The organism is Nonomuraea guangzhouensis (assembly GCF_019396345.1).
GTDB classification, from domain to species: Bacteria; Actinomycetota; Actinomycetes; order Streptosporangiales; family Streptosporangiaceae; genus Nonomuraea; species Nonomuraea guangzhouensis.
In genome coordinates, this window is the sequence record NZ_JAHKRM010000029.1 from 1 (window position 1) to 14,926 (window position 14,926).

General features: G+C 64.8%; 12 protein-coding genes and 1 pseudogene. 6 read left to right on the forward strand and 7 right to left on the reverse strand.

Features of this window, described 5'->3' with window-relative positions; translation table 11 throughout:
• The first annotated feature begins 317 nt into the window (after positions 1–317).
• Entirely contained in the window at positions 318–3,272 is a 2,955-nt protein-coding gene (locus KME78_RS45655; RefSeq protein WP_219536210.1) for a tetratricopeptide repeat protein, read from the forward strand.
• 537 nt (positions 3,273–3,809) lie between these two features.
• Here the strand turns inward: KME78_RS45655 and KME78_RS45660 are convergent.
• The 3 genes and pseudogenes from KME78_RS45660 to KME78_RS68470 all read right to left on the reverse strand — a co-directional run.
• Positions 3,810–4,163: a hypothetical protein gene (locus tag KME78_RS45660; RefSeq protein WP_219536211.1), complete on the reverse strand. Its 354-nt coding sequence runs from the start codon at positions 4,161–4,163 to the stop codon at positions 3,810–3,812.
• Positions 4,164–4,674: 511 nt separating this feature from the next.
• Positions 4,675–5,478, reverse strand: a complete 804-nt coding sequence (locus KME78_RS45665) for a hypothetical protein (protein WP_219536212.1) — start codon at positions 5,476–5,478, stop codon at positions 4,675–4,677.
• Between the two features lie 275 nt (positions 5,479–5,753).
• Positions 5,754–5,951: pseudogene (locus KME78_RS68470) on the reverse strand (ISAzo13-like element transposase-related protein); the annotation flags it as partial.
• Between the two features lie 788 nt (positions 5,952–6,739).
• Here KME78_RS68470 and KME78_RS45670 point away from each other — a divergent pair.
• The 4 genes from KME78_RS45670 to KME78_RS45685 all read left to right on the forward strand — a co-directional run bounded on the left by KME78_RS45670 (position 6,740) and on the right by KME78_RS45685 (position 10,474).
• Positions 6,740–7,975 (forward strand): helix-turn-helix domain-containing protein, encoded by a 1,236-nt coding sequence (locus KME78_RS45670; protein WP_219536213.1) that lies wholly within the window; start codon positions 6,740–6,742, stop codon positions 7,973–7,975.
• Positions 7,976–8,119: 144 nt separating this feature from the next.
• Positions 8,120–8,473, forward strand: coding sequence for a hypothetical protein (locus KME78_RS45675; RefSeq protein ID WP_219536214.1), 354 nt, complete (start codon positions 8,120–8,122; stop codon positions 8,471–8,473).
• A gap of 14 nt (positions 8,474–8,487) precedes the next feature.
• A complete protein-coding gene (locus KME78_RS45680; RefSeq protein WP_219536215.1) occupies positions 8,488–9,609 on the forward strand; it encodes a hypothetical protein in 1,122 nt (373 codons plus the stop codon).
• Positions 9,610–9,946: 337 nt separating this feature from the next.
• Positions 9,947–10,474, forward strand: a complete 528-nt coding sequence (locus tag KME78_RS45685; RefSeq protein WP_219536216.1) for a hypothetical protein — start codon at positions 9,947–9,949, stop codon at positions 10,472–10,474.
• 410 nt (positions 10,475–10,884) lie between these two features.
• On the opposite strand, the gene KME78_RS45690 is transcribed toward KME78_RS45685, so the two are convergent.
• Complete coding sequence (locus KME78_RS45690) at positions 10,885–11,898, reverse strand: hypothetical protein (RefSeq protein ID WP_219536217.1); 1,014 nt, start codon at positions 11,896–11,898, stop codon at positions 10,885–10,887.
• A gap of 207 nt (positions 11,899–12,105) precedes the next feature.
• Between KME78_RS45690 and KME78_RS45695 the strand changes: the two genes are divergently transcribed.
• The gene (locus KME78_RS45695) at positions 12,106–12,762 is read left to right on the forward strand and encodes a flavodoxin family protein (RefSeq protein ID WP_219536218.1); all 657 of its coding nucleotides are present in this window, start codon (positions 12,106–12,108) and stop codon (positions 12,760–12,762) included.
• On the opposite strand, the gene KME78_RS45700 is transcribed toward KME78_RS45695, so the two are convergent.
• From KME78_RS45700 to KME78_RS45710, 3 genes are read right to left on the reverse strand one after another with little or no spacing between them, the layout of a single operon-like run.
• A complete protein-coding gene (locus tag KME78_RS45700; RefSeq protein WP_219536219.1) occupies positions 12,705–13,295 on the reverse strand; it encodes a hypothetical protein in 591 nt (196 codons plus the stop codon). The two genes, KME78_RS45695 and KME78_RS45700, sit on opposite strands and share 58 nt — an antisense overlap.
• Positions 13,292–13,699: a carboxymuconolactone decarboxylase family protein gene (locus KME78_RS45705; RefSeq protein ID WP_219536220.1), complete on the reverse strand. Its 408-nt coding sequence runs from the start codon at positions 13,697–13,699 to the stop codon at positions 13,292–13,294. Before KME78_RS45705 ends, KME78_RS45700 begins: the two co-directional genes overlap by 4 nt.
• Positions 13,696–14,925: an MFS transporter gene (locus KME78_RS45710; protein ID WP_219536221.1), complete on the reverse strand. Its 1,230-nt coding sequence runs from the start codon at positions 14,923–14,925 to the stop codon at positions 13,696–13,698. The genes KME78_RS45705 and KME78_RS45710 overlap by 4 nt, the downstream gene beginning before the upstream one ends.
• Position 14,926: the final 1 nt, after the last annotated feature.

Below are 14,926 nucleotides of genomic sequence, written 5' to 3' on the forward strand. Positions count from 1 at the left end.
CGTCATCAAGACCACCGCCCGCGATGCCTACGGCTTCCGCAACCCAGGAAACCAGCGACTACGCACCCGCTGCGCCACCACCCGAAAAGGCCGCGGACACCTCAACCCCGCTTAACTTCGAAGAGCCACATTGACCAGGCCGCCCACGATCGCTGAAAGGATGGCGCCAAGTGCCGCCAGCGGCGCTGGCCGCATCCATCTAGGCATACGGACCTTCCTCACGTAAGGTGATTCTTCCTCATGCTAGGGCGGGTGATGGCACGATGCGGGGGCTTTCTTTTGTCGGACGAGACAGAGAGCTCGCTGAGGCAGAGGCAATGCTCGCTCCCGAATCGGACGTGCGCATCCTCGGTATCTGTGGCACCTCTGGGATCGGGAAATCTTTTTTGCTGGCCGAGATCAGTCGACGTGCTATCGATAGCGGTTATCGACATGCGGCCATCGATCTAAGCTCCGGAGCCACTGGGGACCGGCCTGATAGCCTGGATCAAAGTCTGCTTGACGATCTGGTCCGCACGCTGCTCCGTTTGGGATCTACCAGCAGGCGGCAGCAGAAGCTGCGCCACGACCGGTTCACCGATCAGGTACGGGCTGCACAGAAGCAGCTCCGCCTGTCGCACGCGGATATCAAGATCCACATGACAGCCTCCGACGGCAGCACCATTACCGGGTCACCCATCTCCCATCAGGGAGGACATCCGGCAGTCGATCTTTATGTGGCCTATCGTGCTGCGCTTGTTGACGCTGCTCTGAACGCAATCGCGGATCTTCGGCTGTCGAGAGTACTTCTTACTGTGGATGGCCTGGAATGGCTGACCCGGCATGACGGGTTGTCAGCGGGTACATCGCGAGAAGAGTTGCTCAACTGGGTGACGCATAAAATCCTGCCTCAACTTATCGAGGTCGCCCCCGATCTAAGGATCATCACGGCCGGGTGGGAGCGCCCCAGCTTTCCCGGTGCGCTGCGTGCGATAGCTGACATCCTGTACCTGGAAGCCTGGAGTCGTGACGAAACAACGGCCTATCTGGCTGGGCGCGGGCTAGATGACCCGCAATTAGCAGCCCTGGCGCATCGGCAATGCTCTGGAACGCCGATATGGCTGGGTATGTGGGCGGACGTTTACCGCGAAGGACAGCAGTCTGGGGTGGATGCGGGATGGATGGATGGGGCCCAGGACTCGGCTATTCATGACTGGCTGCATCGGTCCTTCCTGCACCGGCTAGATCCCCGCCAGCAGAAACTCGTGCAGGCCGCAGCGGTGCTGCGACACATCACCCTCGATGGCCTACGCGCAGTTTTGGCTCCCACTCCGGTCGACAATGATGCCTTTGGTCAATTGTGTCGCTACTCTTTCGTTCAGCGTATTCCCGACCGAGCCAATCACAAGACCTGGCTGCGCATCCACGGCTTAGTCCGGGCGGCTTTCCTGGCTGATGGTCATCACAGCGACACTATGACCGCGCTCCACCAGGCCGCCGCCACCTGGTATACCGCCCACAACAATCCTGCGGAAGCCGCCTACCATTACTTCGCCATCGGCGATCCCGCTGGTCTAGAGCGTTGGGAGGAACTCCTTGATCAAGCACTGCAGCGCAATGACCTGTCGACCGCACGCGTCCTGATCGATACAGCGACAGCTCCAGAAACCGGTGGTTTCCCCCGCCTGCGGGCAACCGGCATGGCCAGCATCATCGATCTGTATCAAGGACGACTGGCCTGTCTCGACAGGGCACTCCCAGAAGCCGCACGGCTCCTGACCCGAGCTCTGCGTAGCTCTGATCGCACCACCAGCCAATCGAGGACAGCCAAGGCTCATCGCTGGCGCAGCGCCGTCTACCGGCTACTAGGCGATTACCCGCGGGCGGAACAGGCGACCAGGAAAGCCCTAGACCTGTATCGAATCATTGGTGATCCGCTCGGCGAGGCCCACACTCACCGCGACTTGGGAATTCTGTATCGCCTGTGGGATAACTATCCCCAGGCTGAGCAGGAAACCAGGAAGGCCATGGAGTTGTACCGGGCCATTGGCGATCAGTGGGGCGAGACTTACGCCCACGGCGAGTTGGGTATTCTCTATCGTCTGTGGGATGACTACTCACCCGCCGAGCGGGAAACAAGGAAAGCCCTGGAGGACTTCGAGGTCATTGGTGATCAACTTGGTGAAGCCTACGCTCACCGTGACCTGGGTATTCTGTATCGCCTGCAAGACGACTACCTGCGGGCCGAGCGGGAAACCAGGAAAGCCCTAGAGCAGTTCCAGGTCACCGGCAACCGGTTCGGCGAGGCCAGTGCGCACCGTGAGATAGGTATTCTCTATCGCCTGCAAGACAACTACTCGCAGGCCGAGCAGGAGACTAGGAGGGCCCTGAAGCTGTACCAGGCGATCGGCGATCAGTGGGGTGAGACTTACGCCCACGGCGAGTTGGGTATTTTGTATCGCCTGCAAGACGACTACCCGCGGGCCGAGTATGAAACCGGGAAGGTTCTGAAGCTTTATCGGACCATTGGTAACCGATGGGGTGAAACCTACGCCCGCCGTGAGTTGGGCATTCTTTATCGTCTGCAGGGTGATTACCTGCGGGCCGAGCAAGAGACTGGGGAGGCGCTGGAGCTGTATCGGGCCATCGGTAATCGAATCAGCGAGCCCCCCGCCCGCCGCGAATTGGGGATCTTGTCTCGTGAGCGGGATGACTACCCGCGAGCTGAACAGGAGACCAGGAAGGCCCTGGAGCTTTATCAGGTCATCGGCAACAGGTGGGGTGATACCCATGCTGGCCGTGAGTTGGGTATTTTGTATCCCCTGCAAAACGACTACTCGCATGCCGAGCAGGAGGCCAGGAAGGCATTGGAGCTTTACCGGGCTATGGGCAACCGTTGGGGTGCGGCGAATGCCCATGGTGAGTTGGGCATTCTTTATCGTCTGCAGGGTGATTACCTCCGGGCTGAGCGGGAGACGGAGGAGGCGTTAGAGTTCTATCGGGCTATCGGTAACCGACTTGGCAATGCCTACTCTCATGGCGAGTTGGGCATTCTTTATCGTCTGCAGGGTGATTACCTCCGGGCTGAGCGGGAGACGGAGGAGGCATTGGAGCTCTATCGGGTCATCGGTAACCGACTTGGCAAGGCTAACGCCCACGGTGAACTGGGTACCCTCCATCGTCTGCGTAACCGGTACCAGGAGGCCAGGGATCAGTACATAGCAGCGAGAACCATCTACTTCGACTTAGGCCGTCTCTCGGACGCGAAGTGGTGCACAAATCAAATTGACTAGAGGCGCGAGACCGTGCCGCGCCGGCTCAACTACGTAGTTCTCTGCAGTTCGCAGTACGTTCCTGTACTCATTCGTGGACGGTGGCGGACCCTCGTAGTCAGATGCCCCTTTCTATCGGCATTTCCGGCGCCGGTAGACGCAAGTGGACATTCTCGAACTGGCTACGGATCAGAAGGCTGGGGTTTCGAGTACCTCCGGTGGCACACATGCTCAAGGCCCCTCCGCCAGGGAGAACCTGAGCGCGGCCCTTTTCGACTTTTCTGAGATGTAGGCGAGGGCGCGTCAATCTATCCAGGTAACGCGAACGATCAGGACAACGCGCAGATGCTCCGCGACGATGAAGTTGAGGAACCCGCGGCCGCCGAACAGATCGAGCATCCGAAGACCGCCCCCATGCAACGGGCCTCTACCAGCGCGGACCGCATCCTTCCCGAGAACTGCGAGTTGGTCGGCAAGCCGCTCAACTTCAAGGATGACGGTCGGAGGAAGCCCAGTAATGACATGCTCAGCGTCGGGTTGTACTCCCAGGTTCAGACGTCACTCACCGACGACCTCTCGGCGTGCGGATGTCGTGATCTCGTTGATTTCGGCCAAGGCTGAGTCCAACTTGACTCTGTCGGTCGCGGTGGCGACCTCCGTCTCCAATGCGTGCAGGCGGGCCGCTCGGGCGGGATAGCGCTGAATCGCCACAAACTCACCCCATTGCTGCAAGAAGTTCTGCAGAGGCGCCACGGTGCTCTGCCGCGCCGCCTGCTCTGTCGGCTGGTCGAGGTGGTCGACAAACTGGCTGAGGTAGGCCGGAGTGATCTGGGCAACTGCTGCCCTGAGGGCGGCGGTGGTCAGTGGCGGGCGAGGGATCAGCGCCTCGCTGTCTTGATGCGGGGTGGACATCGACGCCTCCACGCTACCGATACAACTGAACCCTTTCCACCCTGGAACTGCAGGTCAAGACCCTGATATAGGTGGTCGGCGTCCTCGTGTCGTTGGCGGCGGGTTCCGGAACGCCTAATCCTCAGAATAGACCTCTGCCGGATGACGAGTCCGGCCTTCGGCTCAGGCGTCACCACCGTGCCGTCGGATGGTCGGCACCTTGGAGCCCTGACCACCCCTCCTCCGATCGGGCCGATCAGGCACGAGAAGACACGGGGAGACATGGGCGAGATTGCGAACAACGGTACAGAGCGTTGCCGGCTGACAAGCCGGAAGGACGAGGTGGCCCGTCCCCAGCGGCGAAGCACGTTGGGCAGGGGTGCTGTACAGCGGCGCCGTACAGCAACACCGCCAAACGCGACCGCGTGCTACCGATCAGCATCCACTGCTTGACCAGGGCGGGACGCCACTGACAAGGCGTCTACCTTTCCCTACGGATCAGAGGTCAAGCGTCCATCGAAGCCGGAGCGGCTCAGGCTGACCAACGCCATCGGTCGAGGTCGACCCACTCCGCTTCGAGGGCGGCAGCGAGTTGGCCACCGAAGGCAACAGTTCCCTCGTGGGAAGCGAACGCGATCCAAGTAGGCGCGTCATCGCTCCACACGCCCTCGGCGCCTGTGTACCGGGGTGCAAACATCTCCACGTCAACGAGGTAGTCCGCGCCGTACTCGCGTAGCTCTGTCACACGGCCGCCGCTCATCTGGAGCAGTGTGGCGCGCACCTGGGCGAGTCCCTGCTCATCCCACATCGATGCCTCCGTCAGCACGAGCGCGTCGGGCGGGGTTGGCTCGGCGAGCATCGGGTGCCACGACATGCCCACCAGCCCCCACCGCTGCTGCAGCTGTTCCTGCCGTTCGGCCGACTCGGCAGGCGTCAACACGCGCCGGTACGCCAACGGTGTCACCCGAAGGCCGCCCCGCGTAACCCAGTCTTGCAGGGTCGACTGGAACAGACGGCGTTCCTCAGCCATGGTCTTGGCCGCCACCTCGTTGGACGCCGGCTGGGTGAACGGGGACTGGGCCGTGTCGGCCGCCTCTGCCAGAGCGTCGACGAGGCCGGAGAACTCGGGCAGCCGGTCTGGATCAAGCCGCTCCACCTGTTCCAGGATCGCTGCGACCACGTTGTAGCGAGGGAAGATGCGCCAGGCTTCGGGACTGTAGTCATACCCGCCCACCGCCCGCCCCTGGTTGGGCAGCTCAACGTACCTGTCGGCCAACTCGTCGTAGCGCTCTATTAGATACCGGCGTGCCGCCACGTGCAGTGTTACCGAGTCCACGCCACAGAATCCCATGATCTAGCCGCGCTCTCATGCCGGGCATAGGACGGCCCCTGGTGTCCATCGCCTGGCACAGGCGCATAGAGATGAGCAGATTATCGGCCACGGACGCACTATCGACCAGGCAGTGGTGAGGCTGTGACAATCGCCTGCCTCCATTCTCGTGGTCGAGAGCGGGGGCGATCGCCGCCGCAGCCTTTGCGGTCGGGAAGCCATGGCCGAGGTGACAGCAACGCTGACAGCGACATCCCCACATGCGAGCACATGGCGGCTACGGACAGGAGTTGCGGGTGCCACCGCTCGGCCGGTTGATCCTCCTCGGTGGAGTCTGGGTCACCGTCCAGGGCGGGGCGCAGGGTGTAGTTCCAGTCGCCGTGGAAGATGTGCCGGGTCAGGGGCAGTGCAGCCAGATCGGCGTCACTGACACGAGCGCCAAGCGGATGAGTGCCGGTGTCGAGCGCGGCCTGCACCCGTGTGAACGGACACGAGTTCCTCCAGGTAGGTGGCCACGACGATCCAGATCCATGGCCACTCGACCTCCAGGTGGGCGGACACTACGCGTCCCGTTGGACGGCCATCTGTCCGTGCACATAGTGATCTTCGGAAGGCTCCGAGCTGAGACCGTCACGATCGCCGACTTCGGTGACCTCCCAACGGGCTGGGGCGATCGGAGCCGCAAGACCCTCCTTCGTCGGGCCTCACGGCATCGCGCACCAAGCTCAGCGCCGCCTGGTGGAGCCCGAGGGCCTCGCCATCGTTGGCTATGCCTGGCCGCGGCCCCGCATCTCAGCCCTGTGGAGTTGTCCGTCTACCTGGAGATCTCGTGGCCGCCCAGCAGGAGTCACACGGCCATCTACCAGGAATGACGTGTCCGTCCACCTAGGTTTCCACATGACCGCTAACAACCCGCAGCCCGGTGCTCATGGTGGTGGCGATGCTGTTAATGATCGGCTGCGATTAGCGCAAGGAGCGGCTGCGGCGCCCGCCGCGCTGTAGTGCTCGATCATGCCCCGCCTACGCGTTATCCGACGCTTGGAACCTGGGACGCCGCCGCGTGGCATTCCCGCTCGACGCCCCTGGCGGACGTTCGGTTCCGAGGTCTGGATGAGCGCGCGCGGTTCGGTGTCGGTCATCGCGTGGTGGTTGTTCGTGTTCTGGTGCACGCTTCCATCACAGTCGCCCGTGGTAAGACTCCGGGAGAGGACACCGGAGGCGCACCCGGCTATCCGCCTGTGTCCGTCCGTCCCCGGAGGTGTGCACGATGAGCAAGGTTCCGGCCTGGGCCGGTCGGCTACGCACCGAGCGGACCACGCGAGGATGGTCTCAACGGGATCTCGCGGTGCGACTGTCCAGGGTCGCCGACAGGGTTCTGCCCGAGCCCGAGAGCATGGTGCGCAGGATCCGGGATCACGAGTGCGGCAAGCACCGGCCGGACGACGAATACGCCGAGCTGTACTGCCGCGTGTACGGGTTGAGCGAACACGCCCTCTTCAACGACGAGGATGAGGAAACGTACCTCGGCGACGAAATCGACGCGATCGAGCTCACCCGCCACGCAGGGGCCAGCGACGTCGGCCGGGAAACCCTGGAACGACTGGAGCTCGCCGTGGATGATCTGGCGTCGGCCTACCCTCGCACACCGCCGGCCCAGCTACTCGGGCGTGTCAGGCGGCACCTGGAGTACGTTGTGCGGCTCGTCGACGGCAAGAAGACCCTCGCCGAGCACCGGCGTCTGCTCGTGGCCGGCGGCTGGCTGTCACTGCTCGCGGCAACCTGCCACATCGACTTGCGCCAATACCCAGCCGCCGCGGCACGCCTGCGGACGGCGGGCCAGTTGGCCGACCATGCCGAGCATCCTGAGATCAAGGCGTGGTGCCTGGAAACAGAGGCGTGGCAGGCCCTCACCGAGAGCGAGTACCAGCACGCCCTGATCCTCGCCCAGGGAGCGCAAGACGTGGCCCCTCGTGGCAGCTCGGCCTACATCCAGGCGACCGGGCAGGAAGGCCGGGCGTGGGCCCGGATGGGGAAGGGCACCGAGACCAGGGCAGCGCTCACCCGCATCCAGCGGATGGTCTCTCCCATGCCCATGCCGGACCGGCCAGAGCACCACTTTCGCTACGACCCCGCCAAGTGCGAGACCTATACCGCGATGACGCTCTCGTGGCTGGGCGATCCCGTGGCGGTGGATTACGCGCGGCAGGTCCTCGCACGATTGGAGTCCGCCGAGGACGGCGGGCCGCGCCCGCGTCGAGCCGCGTCAGCGCGTCTGGATCTGGCCTTGGCCTTGCTCGCCACGGACGAGCCGGGAGAGGCCGGACACATCACCCTCCAGGCGGTCATGAGCGGCCTGCTCGTGCCCTCGAACTACTGGCGGGCCAGGGAGGTCATCGCGGGCGTCGAGGAGCACGGCCTGACCGAAGCCGTCGAACTGCGCGAGGTCTATCGGGAGCTGTACGGCCGGTCGTCGAAGTCGCCGAGGCCGCAGCTCAGCGCATGAACCCGGACGTTCGTCGCTAGGGTATGGAAGGAGCCGTCTGGGGTGAGCCCTGCACTGCGCGCACCGGCTTTATGGCGGGTCGCCGCAGATTGCCGGCTGCGTGAAAGGAGCCCTGACTCTGAGTCCCGATGCATGATGATCTGTGTGGGGATGATCGGGAACGCGGTGGCGGCGAGCGCGTTTAGTGCGTTGCTGGACCGTTCGCTTGTGCAGATGGCGGAGGCTTCGGCGGACGCCAGGACCTACGATCGCCAAACCATTCACATGGTCTCCGACGTGTGGGACAACAACACCTTCCCCTTGTTCCGCGCACTGGCCGCTCGTACATCGTGGGGCCGTGATCGGCGGGCACGTGCCGCCTTGAAGTGGATGGCCGCTCTCGGCGTGGAACGGCGGACGTGGATGGTGGAGCAGTCCGCGATCGCCGGGTACGACGTGGAGTCATTACTGCATGCGCCGGTGGAGAGTGACCGTCACCACCGTGATTACCGGGCGTAGTGATGGCGCCTACGGTGGCGCTGACGACGGAGGTCGCCGCGGGGATCGGCGTCGACTACGACCTGGCCACCGCCGAGGTTCGCTCGCTGGTGCTGGAACGGATCGGCACCCGGTTGACGGGCATCTTGGCCGTGGCTGCCCGGCGCAGATATGCCGCTGAACGGCCGACCGACGACCTTGTCGAGCTACGGCTCTGGCTTGACGAGGTCACCGATACACACTTTGATTCCCGCGACTCATCCGCAATCACCATGGATTGCGGGACGGGTCAGGTAGTGATCGGGATGGGGAAACGCGGAGTCCTGCGTGCGGCTCGTGCCACCGTCCATCCGGACGATCTGGTCTGGCACCTGTCTGCGGCTGGCCGGGCTCTCGATGCGCGAACCCCGACCGGCCCGCGGCGATCTCGTCGGACATCGCCGTTGCGGCGGCATGAGCCGCTGGACGACGGCCCGTTGGCCGCTGCGACGCTCCTGCACCAGGCGATGCTGGAGATCCGTATGGTGCGTTACGCCCGCCTTGCAGGTCAGATCCCGGTCCGGCGTCTGTGCCGGGCGTTCACCGGCGCGGGGGAGTCCATCCTCGCCGCAAGTGTGCTTCGCCGAGCGAGCAGGCGTGAGGAGGCATTCCGTCGGCTGGTCGAAGACTGGGTACGGAAAGGAGGACCTGACCTGGGCTCCTGGTTCGCGGGCCGCTTGCGCGATCTCGCCGGCGAGGTCCGCGGGACGACCCAAGAGTGGGTCAACTCGTTGATTTCACCAACAGAACGGGACTCCGAGCCGGCGGGAGGGCCTGTCTCCGATCTGCCTGCGGAAGCCGAGCTGCGGCTGGCCAAATACGTGGCTGCGCATACCCGGTATGAACATCTACAAGTCGGCTCGGCCCTGGTCCAGCTGGCTGTGCCGCCTCGTCCCCAAGCTGAGCGGGATGAAGTCTGGGACTTGTGCGGGTTGGAGCTCGAGAGCCCTCATCTTTTCCAGGTGTGTGACACCGCCTTTCACGGCGCCACTAATCCACAGCTGATAGAAGCTCCTGAGGCGGTCCGCTTCCTCAGCCTGAGCGGCGACGGCCTCGCCATGTCCGCCGACGAAGCCGAGACGCGGGAGAAGCGAGCCGGCCAGCGTCCGCATGAGTAGAAATTACATATGGAGTTACGGTGCCCTCGTGCTGTACAGCAACCGATACAGCAACACCGCCTTACTCAATCACCTGCCACCACATCGCACCGATCGTCGTGGACGAGTCCGGCGTCGCGGAAGGCGCGGCGAAGAATCAGCCTCGCCGGAGCCGAACAGAAACTAGCCCAACTGGACGAGCACGCCGCCCGCCACAACCCAGCCATCCACCTGGGCATGCCCGCCTTTCCCGGCGCCGCCGGCCGCACCAGCTCCGCCTACGAGGAAACACCATGACCTGGATCAGACCGAGACGGTGCTATATCAGTGTCAATCATGACCACGTGAGGGAGTTTCGATGACGGTGTTTATTGGATTCTTCGGCGCGACCCTCGGCGCTCTTGTCGGAGCGATCGCCACTTACCTTACGGCACGCTCCAACATGAGACTCACACTTGAACACTCGTACGATCAAACACTTCAAGAAAAGAGACTGGAACGCTACCAGGCGTTGTTTCATGTTTCCAAGTGTCTGCCTCGGTACTGGCCTCCAATGGAGCAAGAGCCAAAACGAAAAGATTTACAGCAGTACATGCGAGACTTCCATGATTGGTACTTCGGTGAGGAGGCCGGGGGAATGTTCCTCACCGCGACAGCAAAAGACATCTACATGCGCCTGCTAAACCTACTCGCGGAAGCAGCGTTCAAGGGCGGAGATGGACCCGACGGCGACTCTCCTCTCACAGCCGCAGAATCAGAGGCGCTACGTGAAGTGGCCGGCGAACTTCGACGTCAACTTGCTGAGGATGTTGGAGCCGCGCACCCGCCACGCCTCCGGTGGACTCGGCCAGGCCCGCAAGCCTCACCACCGAGCCTCGGCAACTGACCGAACGAACACCAGCCCTGCTTCGGCCTGAATCTGACTCAACGGCATCGCCTGGCCGAAGTGCGCCAACCTGCTGGCCCACATTGCAAAGAGCTAACGCAGCGGTGAATTTCGACGTTCTCGGCTGCGCCGAGCACCGCAGGCCTAACTTCCAACGTGAGTCGCAGGACAGAACGAATGAGTCACTCTCCGTATTGTTCAGAGAAGGTGCCCGAGATCGGGTCGATCAGCGAACTGAACGCCCAGATTGACGCGTGGGACGCCCAAGATGAGCGACGCCGGATCCGGATGCGTCCGCAGACGGTCGGTGAACGCTTCGTCCAGGAGCGTCCGCTGCTGGTGCCGTTGCCGGTCCGAGCCGGTCGAGGCCGGCCGGCTGCTGATGCCACAGGTGAACTTGCACGGGCAGATCAGCGTACGGACCGTGCGAGATGCTCCCTGAGACCCGGCGGCCATGCCTCGAGTTCCCGGCCCACCAGCAGCTCAGCGTGCTCAGGCGGCCCTTCGACCCGGAACAGCACGACCCGCCCCTCCGGCTCGGGTGCGGCCACAACGCGGTGCGCGATCTTCGTCGGGTCGAACGGGAAGTCCCAGTGCGCCAGCCGACCGTACACCCGGCCGTCGGCCACCAGCTCGGACTGCCGCACCCACCGGACCCGCGAGTTACCCACCGCCGCGCGAAGCAGGAAGCTCCCCGGGTGCGCCCACCCCGCATCGGACTCGTCCGCGATCACGGCCGATCCGGAACGCAGCCGCAGCGGCTGTGTGGTTGCCTCGATCAGCGCCGCCAGCAAAGATTCGTCCGCCACCGTGAGCCGATCGAGCAGCAGGGCCGCGTCCACGGCGTCGACGTCGCCGTACACGTCATAGAACGAACCCGCGATGCCCCTCGCGAGCGCAGGATGCAGCGCCGGGACCTCGGCCGCCTCCTGGAACACCTGATGCTTGGCGTCCCAGGGCACCGGACCGGCGCCGCTGATCAGGCGGTCCCAGTGGGACCCCGGCAGCTGAAGGGTCAGCGCCGTGAAGACCTGCGATGCCTCTGGCGACTCGAAGTAGTCGACCCAGAGCCCGTACTCGGCCGAATCGGCCACCGGCGCCGGACCGTACATCAGCATCGCGGCGAATTGCCGCACAATCCAGTCCTGCAGCGCGTGGTCACCGTGCGACCAGCACATTCGCAGGTACATCAAAATCCCATAGGAAGGGAACCACTGGTGCAACAGGACCCAGTCGGCGGCGATCTCGGCATCGGTCCCGAAGAGGTTCAGTCCGTGCGGGTCGAACTCGCTATGGGCGTCCGTGGTCGCCAGCACGGCATTCACATCGGCGTCGACCCCTGGCCGATCCAGCCCAATGTTCGCGAGTTCCCGATCCCACTCGGCGGACCCGATCGGCGGCGGGGGCGAAGTCGGTTCTGTCACCCGCAAACCCTATGAAACAGGTGTGCGGAGGCTCAATCGAAAAAGTGCGGCGTCACAGCCCGACGGCGATGAGGGCGCCTGCTCGTGGTCTTTCGAGACCCGTTTCGGTAATGCTCAATTGTGGGTAGGTTGAGGCTGCCTCAGTGCGGGGGCTTCGTGAGGTGGCCGGTCTTGGGTGACGCTGGGCGGACAGGGGAGACCCTTCGGATGAAGATCGTTGCGTTGTCCTGCACGCAGAAGCGTCTCCCGTCGCTGACCGACGCGCTGCTCGAGGCGGCGATCACCGGCGTCGTCCGGGAGGTCGGTGACGCGGAGATCCAGCGGATCCGGTTGATCGACCATCGCATCGCGATGTGCGAGGGCGAGGACACCTGCCTTGATCCCGAGGTGGGCCGGTGCACGCTCGACGACGACTTCGAGCAGGTCGTCGGTCTGGCCGAGGGTGCGCAGGCGATGCTGCTCGCCATGCCGGTGTACGCGGGGAACGTACCCGCGGTGCTGAAGATCTTCCAGGAACGCTTGAAGAGCTTCATGAACGCCAGCCAACGCCCGTTCGGCAACCTGCTGGTGGGGACGATCGTGCATTCGCGCACGATGCTGACCGAGCCCGCACTGGGCTCGTTGTTCCCGTGGTACCTGCGCCTGAAGAACAAGAACGTGGCGTCGGCGTGCTTCACCCAGAACGATCATCAGGACCTGACCCGCACGGCGGCGGTCGACCTGTGTGTGGCCGTGGGCCGGCAACTCGGCATGACGCTCGACGGCAGCCGGTCGCCGGCCAACGACCGCACGGCACTGCCGTTGGTTCAATCACCGGCTCGGCCGCGGTGCGGTGACCCGGCCGCGTCCTCTCCCGAAGCATGAGGAGATCCTGAAGCGTGAGGAGGACCTGAAGCGTGAGGGGATCCTGGAGCGTGGGGAGATTCCGCGCGCCAGGTGCAGCCGTCGCCCGCCTGTTCGCACGACACCGTGACGTCCGGTTCCACGTAGCGGGCGGCGATGGCGGTGTTGAGTTCCTGGCAGTACGGGCACGGTGACGAGAACGTCAGTACGACGCCGGCGCGGGCGGCCTGTTTGCGGTACCGGAGGATCCCACAGTCGGCGTTGCGCAGGACGGTGCCCGAGGGCTGGGGCTCACTGGTCACCGCCGAGTCGTACAGCAACAGCTGGCGCTGCAGCCGGGTCATGAAGTGATCGGTGGCGGACACCCCGGCGGGCCGTTGCGCTCGCAGGAGCTGCGCGGTGATGCGGGAGTTCGCCTGGATCCACGCGGCCAGGCCTTCTTCGCCGTGCTCTCCCAGGATGAACTCCTCCGCGGCCGCCTGGGCCTCGAAGAACCGCTGGCGCCACAGGTCGACCTTCTCGGCCGGGTCGAGGGGAGACGGTTCACTGGTCATGGTCCTGCGTCCCTCCCGGTGGCGCCGTCCAGCCTCCCGGTGGCGGCGTCCAGCTCGGCGAAGACCTCCTGGGCGACGCGCAGCCCGTTGTTGGCGACCGGCCAGCCACCGTAGTAGGCGAGCTGAATGATGACTTCGACGATCTTCTCTCGCGACATCCCGAGGTGCAGGGCGGCACCGATGTGGCCGCGTAACTCCCAATCGGTCCGCGCCAGTGTGACCGCGGTCAGCGCGACCAGTTCGCGCTCCTCGACGCTCAGGTGCGGGCGGGTCCAGATCTCACCGAACAAGTGGTCGACGGTGATCCGCAGGAACTCCGGGTAGGAACCCGGGCGCGGTTCGCGGCCGAAGACCTGCTGGAACATGGCCTCACCCCGCTCATGCCGGGCAGACGGCTCATTCATCGATCAACTCCCTCGTGTTGGCCGAACAGTTGTCGCCGAACAGTTGTCAACGTCCACGACGCCACGAAGGCGACGACCAGCAGCGCGGCGCCGCTGCCGAAGGCGGCCGGAACACTCACCCGCTCGGCGATGAGCCCTACGACGACCGGTCCGACCACGGCGCCGACATCGGTGCACATCGAGAAGACGGCGACGCCACTGCCGCCCCGGCCGGCGACGACGTCACCGATCAGCGCGGCCGGTGCGGCGTTGAGCAGCGCTGATCCCGCCGCGTACACGCTGAGCAGGACGACGAGCCAGGCGTACGTGTCCACGAACACCAAGGCGGTGATCGCCGCCGCGGCCACACCGGTGCCGGTGATCATGGCGAGGCGGCGGCCGGCCTTATCGACGACCCAACCGGCCGGCATGATCAACAGTGCCTGAACGACGGCGGATATCGTGAACGCCCACCCGACCCACGTCACGTCATGTCGCCACGCCACAACCACCGTGGGGACCAGCGCGCTCCGCAGCCCGAACAAGACCCATCCCTGCGCCAACGCCGCGAGGCAGGCCACCAAGTAGCGTCGGTCCCGCAGCAGGACCGGTAGCCGGACCACGTCACGGCCAGGCTCCGCACCGGCGGTTCGGCGGGTGCGGAGCACCGCCAGTGTCAGTACCGCGGCGGCCAGCAACAGCACGGCGTACGCCACGAACGGCGCGGACAGGGAGATGAGAGCGAGGAGCCCGCCCAGCGCCGGCCCGCAGATCCCGCCGAGCAGGAAGCCTGCCTCGAACACGGCGCTGGCCCGGCCCCGCTGGTCGGCCGGCGCGATCGCCAGGAGTGTCGCCAGCGCGGACACCGAGAACAGCACTGAGCCGACGCCGCCGAGGCTGCGGAACACGAGCAGCTGCCCGTACGACCCGGCGAACGCCGCCAAGGCCGAGGAGACCGCACACAGCAGCAGGCCGGCGACCAGGACGCGCCGCTCCCCGAATCGAACGCCGAGCCGGCCGCAGAACGGACTGGTGGCCAGCCGCATCAACGCGAACAGGGCGACGAGCGCTCCGATCTGGGTGGGCCCGGCCCCGAACGTCGCCGCGTACACCGGGAGCACCGGGAGCACCAGTCCCAGGCCCAGCATGACGCAGCCACCGACGACACTGAGGACGTAGACCTCGCGGGGGAGCCTCGGCTGGGCGGCGGCAACGGGTGGGACGCTGCCAGGGCCGGCCGCCGTCACT

Excerpts from the sequence above, each read along its gene's own strand:
- KME78_RS45655 (WP_219536210.1), top strand. The coding sequence starts at position 318 with ATGCTCGCTCCCGAATCGGACGTGCGCATCCTCGGTATCTGTGGCACC.
- KME78_RS45660 (WP_219536211.1), bottom strand. The coding sequence starts at position 4,163 with ATGTCCACCCCGCATCAAGACAGCGAGGCGCTGATCCCTCGCCCGCCA.
- KME78_RS45670 (WP_219536213.1), top strand. The coding sequence starts at position 6,740 with ATGAGCAAGGTTCCGGCCTGGGCCGGTCGGCTACGCACCGAGCGGACC.
- KME78_RS45685 (WP_219536216.1), top strand. The coding sequence starts at position 9,947 with ATGACGGTGTTTATTGGATTCTTCGGCGCGACCCTCGGCGCTCTTGTC.
- KME78_RS45695 (WP_219536218.1), top strand. The coding sequence starts at position 12,106 with ATGAAGATCGTTGCGTTGTCCTGCACGCAGAAGCGTCTCCCGTCGCTG.
- KME78_RS45700 (WP_219536219.1), bottom strand. The coding sequence starts at position 13,295 with ATGACCAGTGAACCGTCTCCCCTCGACCCGGCCGAGAAGGTCGACCTG.
- KME78_RS45705 (WP_219536220.1), bottom strand. The coding sequence starts at position 13,699 with ATGAATGAGCCGTCTGCCCGGCATGAGCGGGGTGAGGCCATGTTCCAG.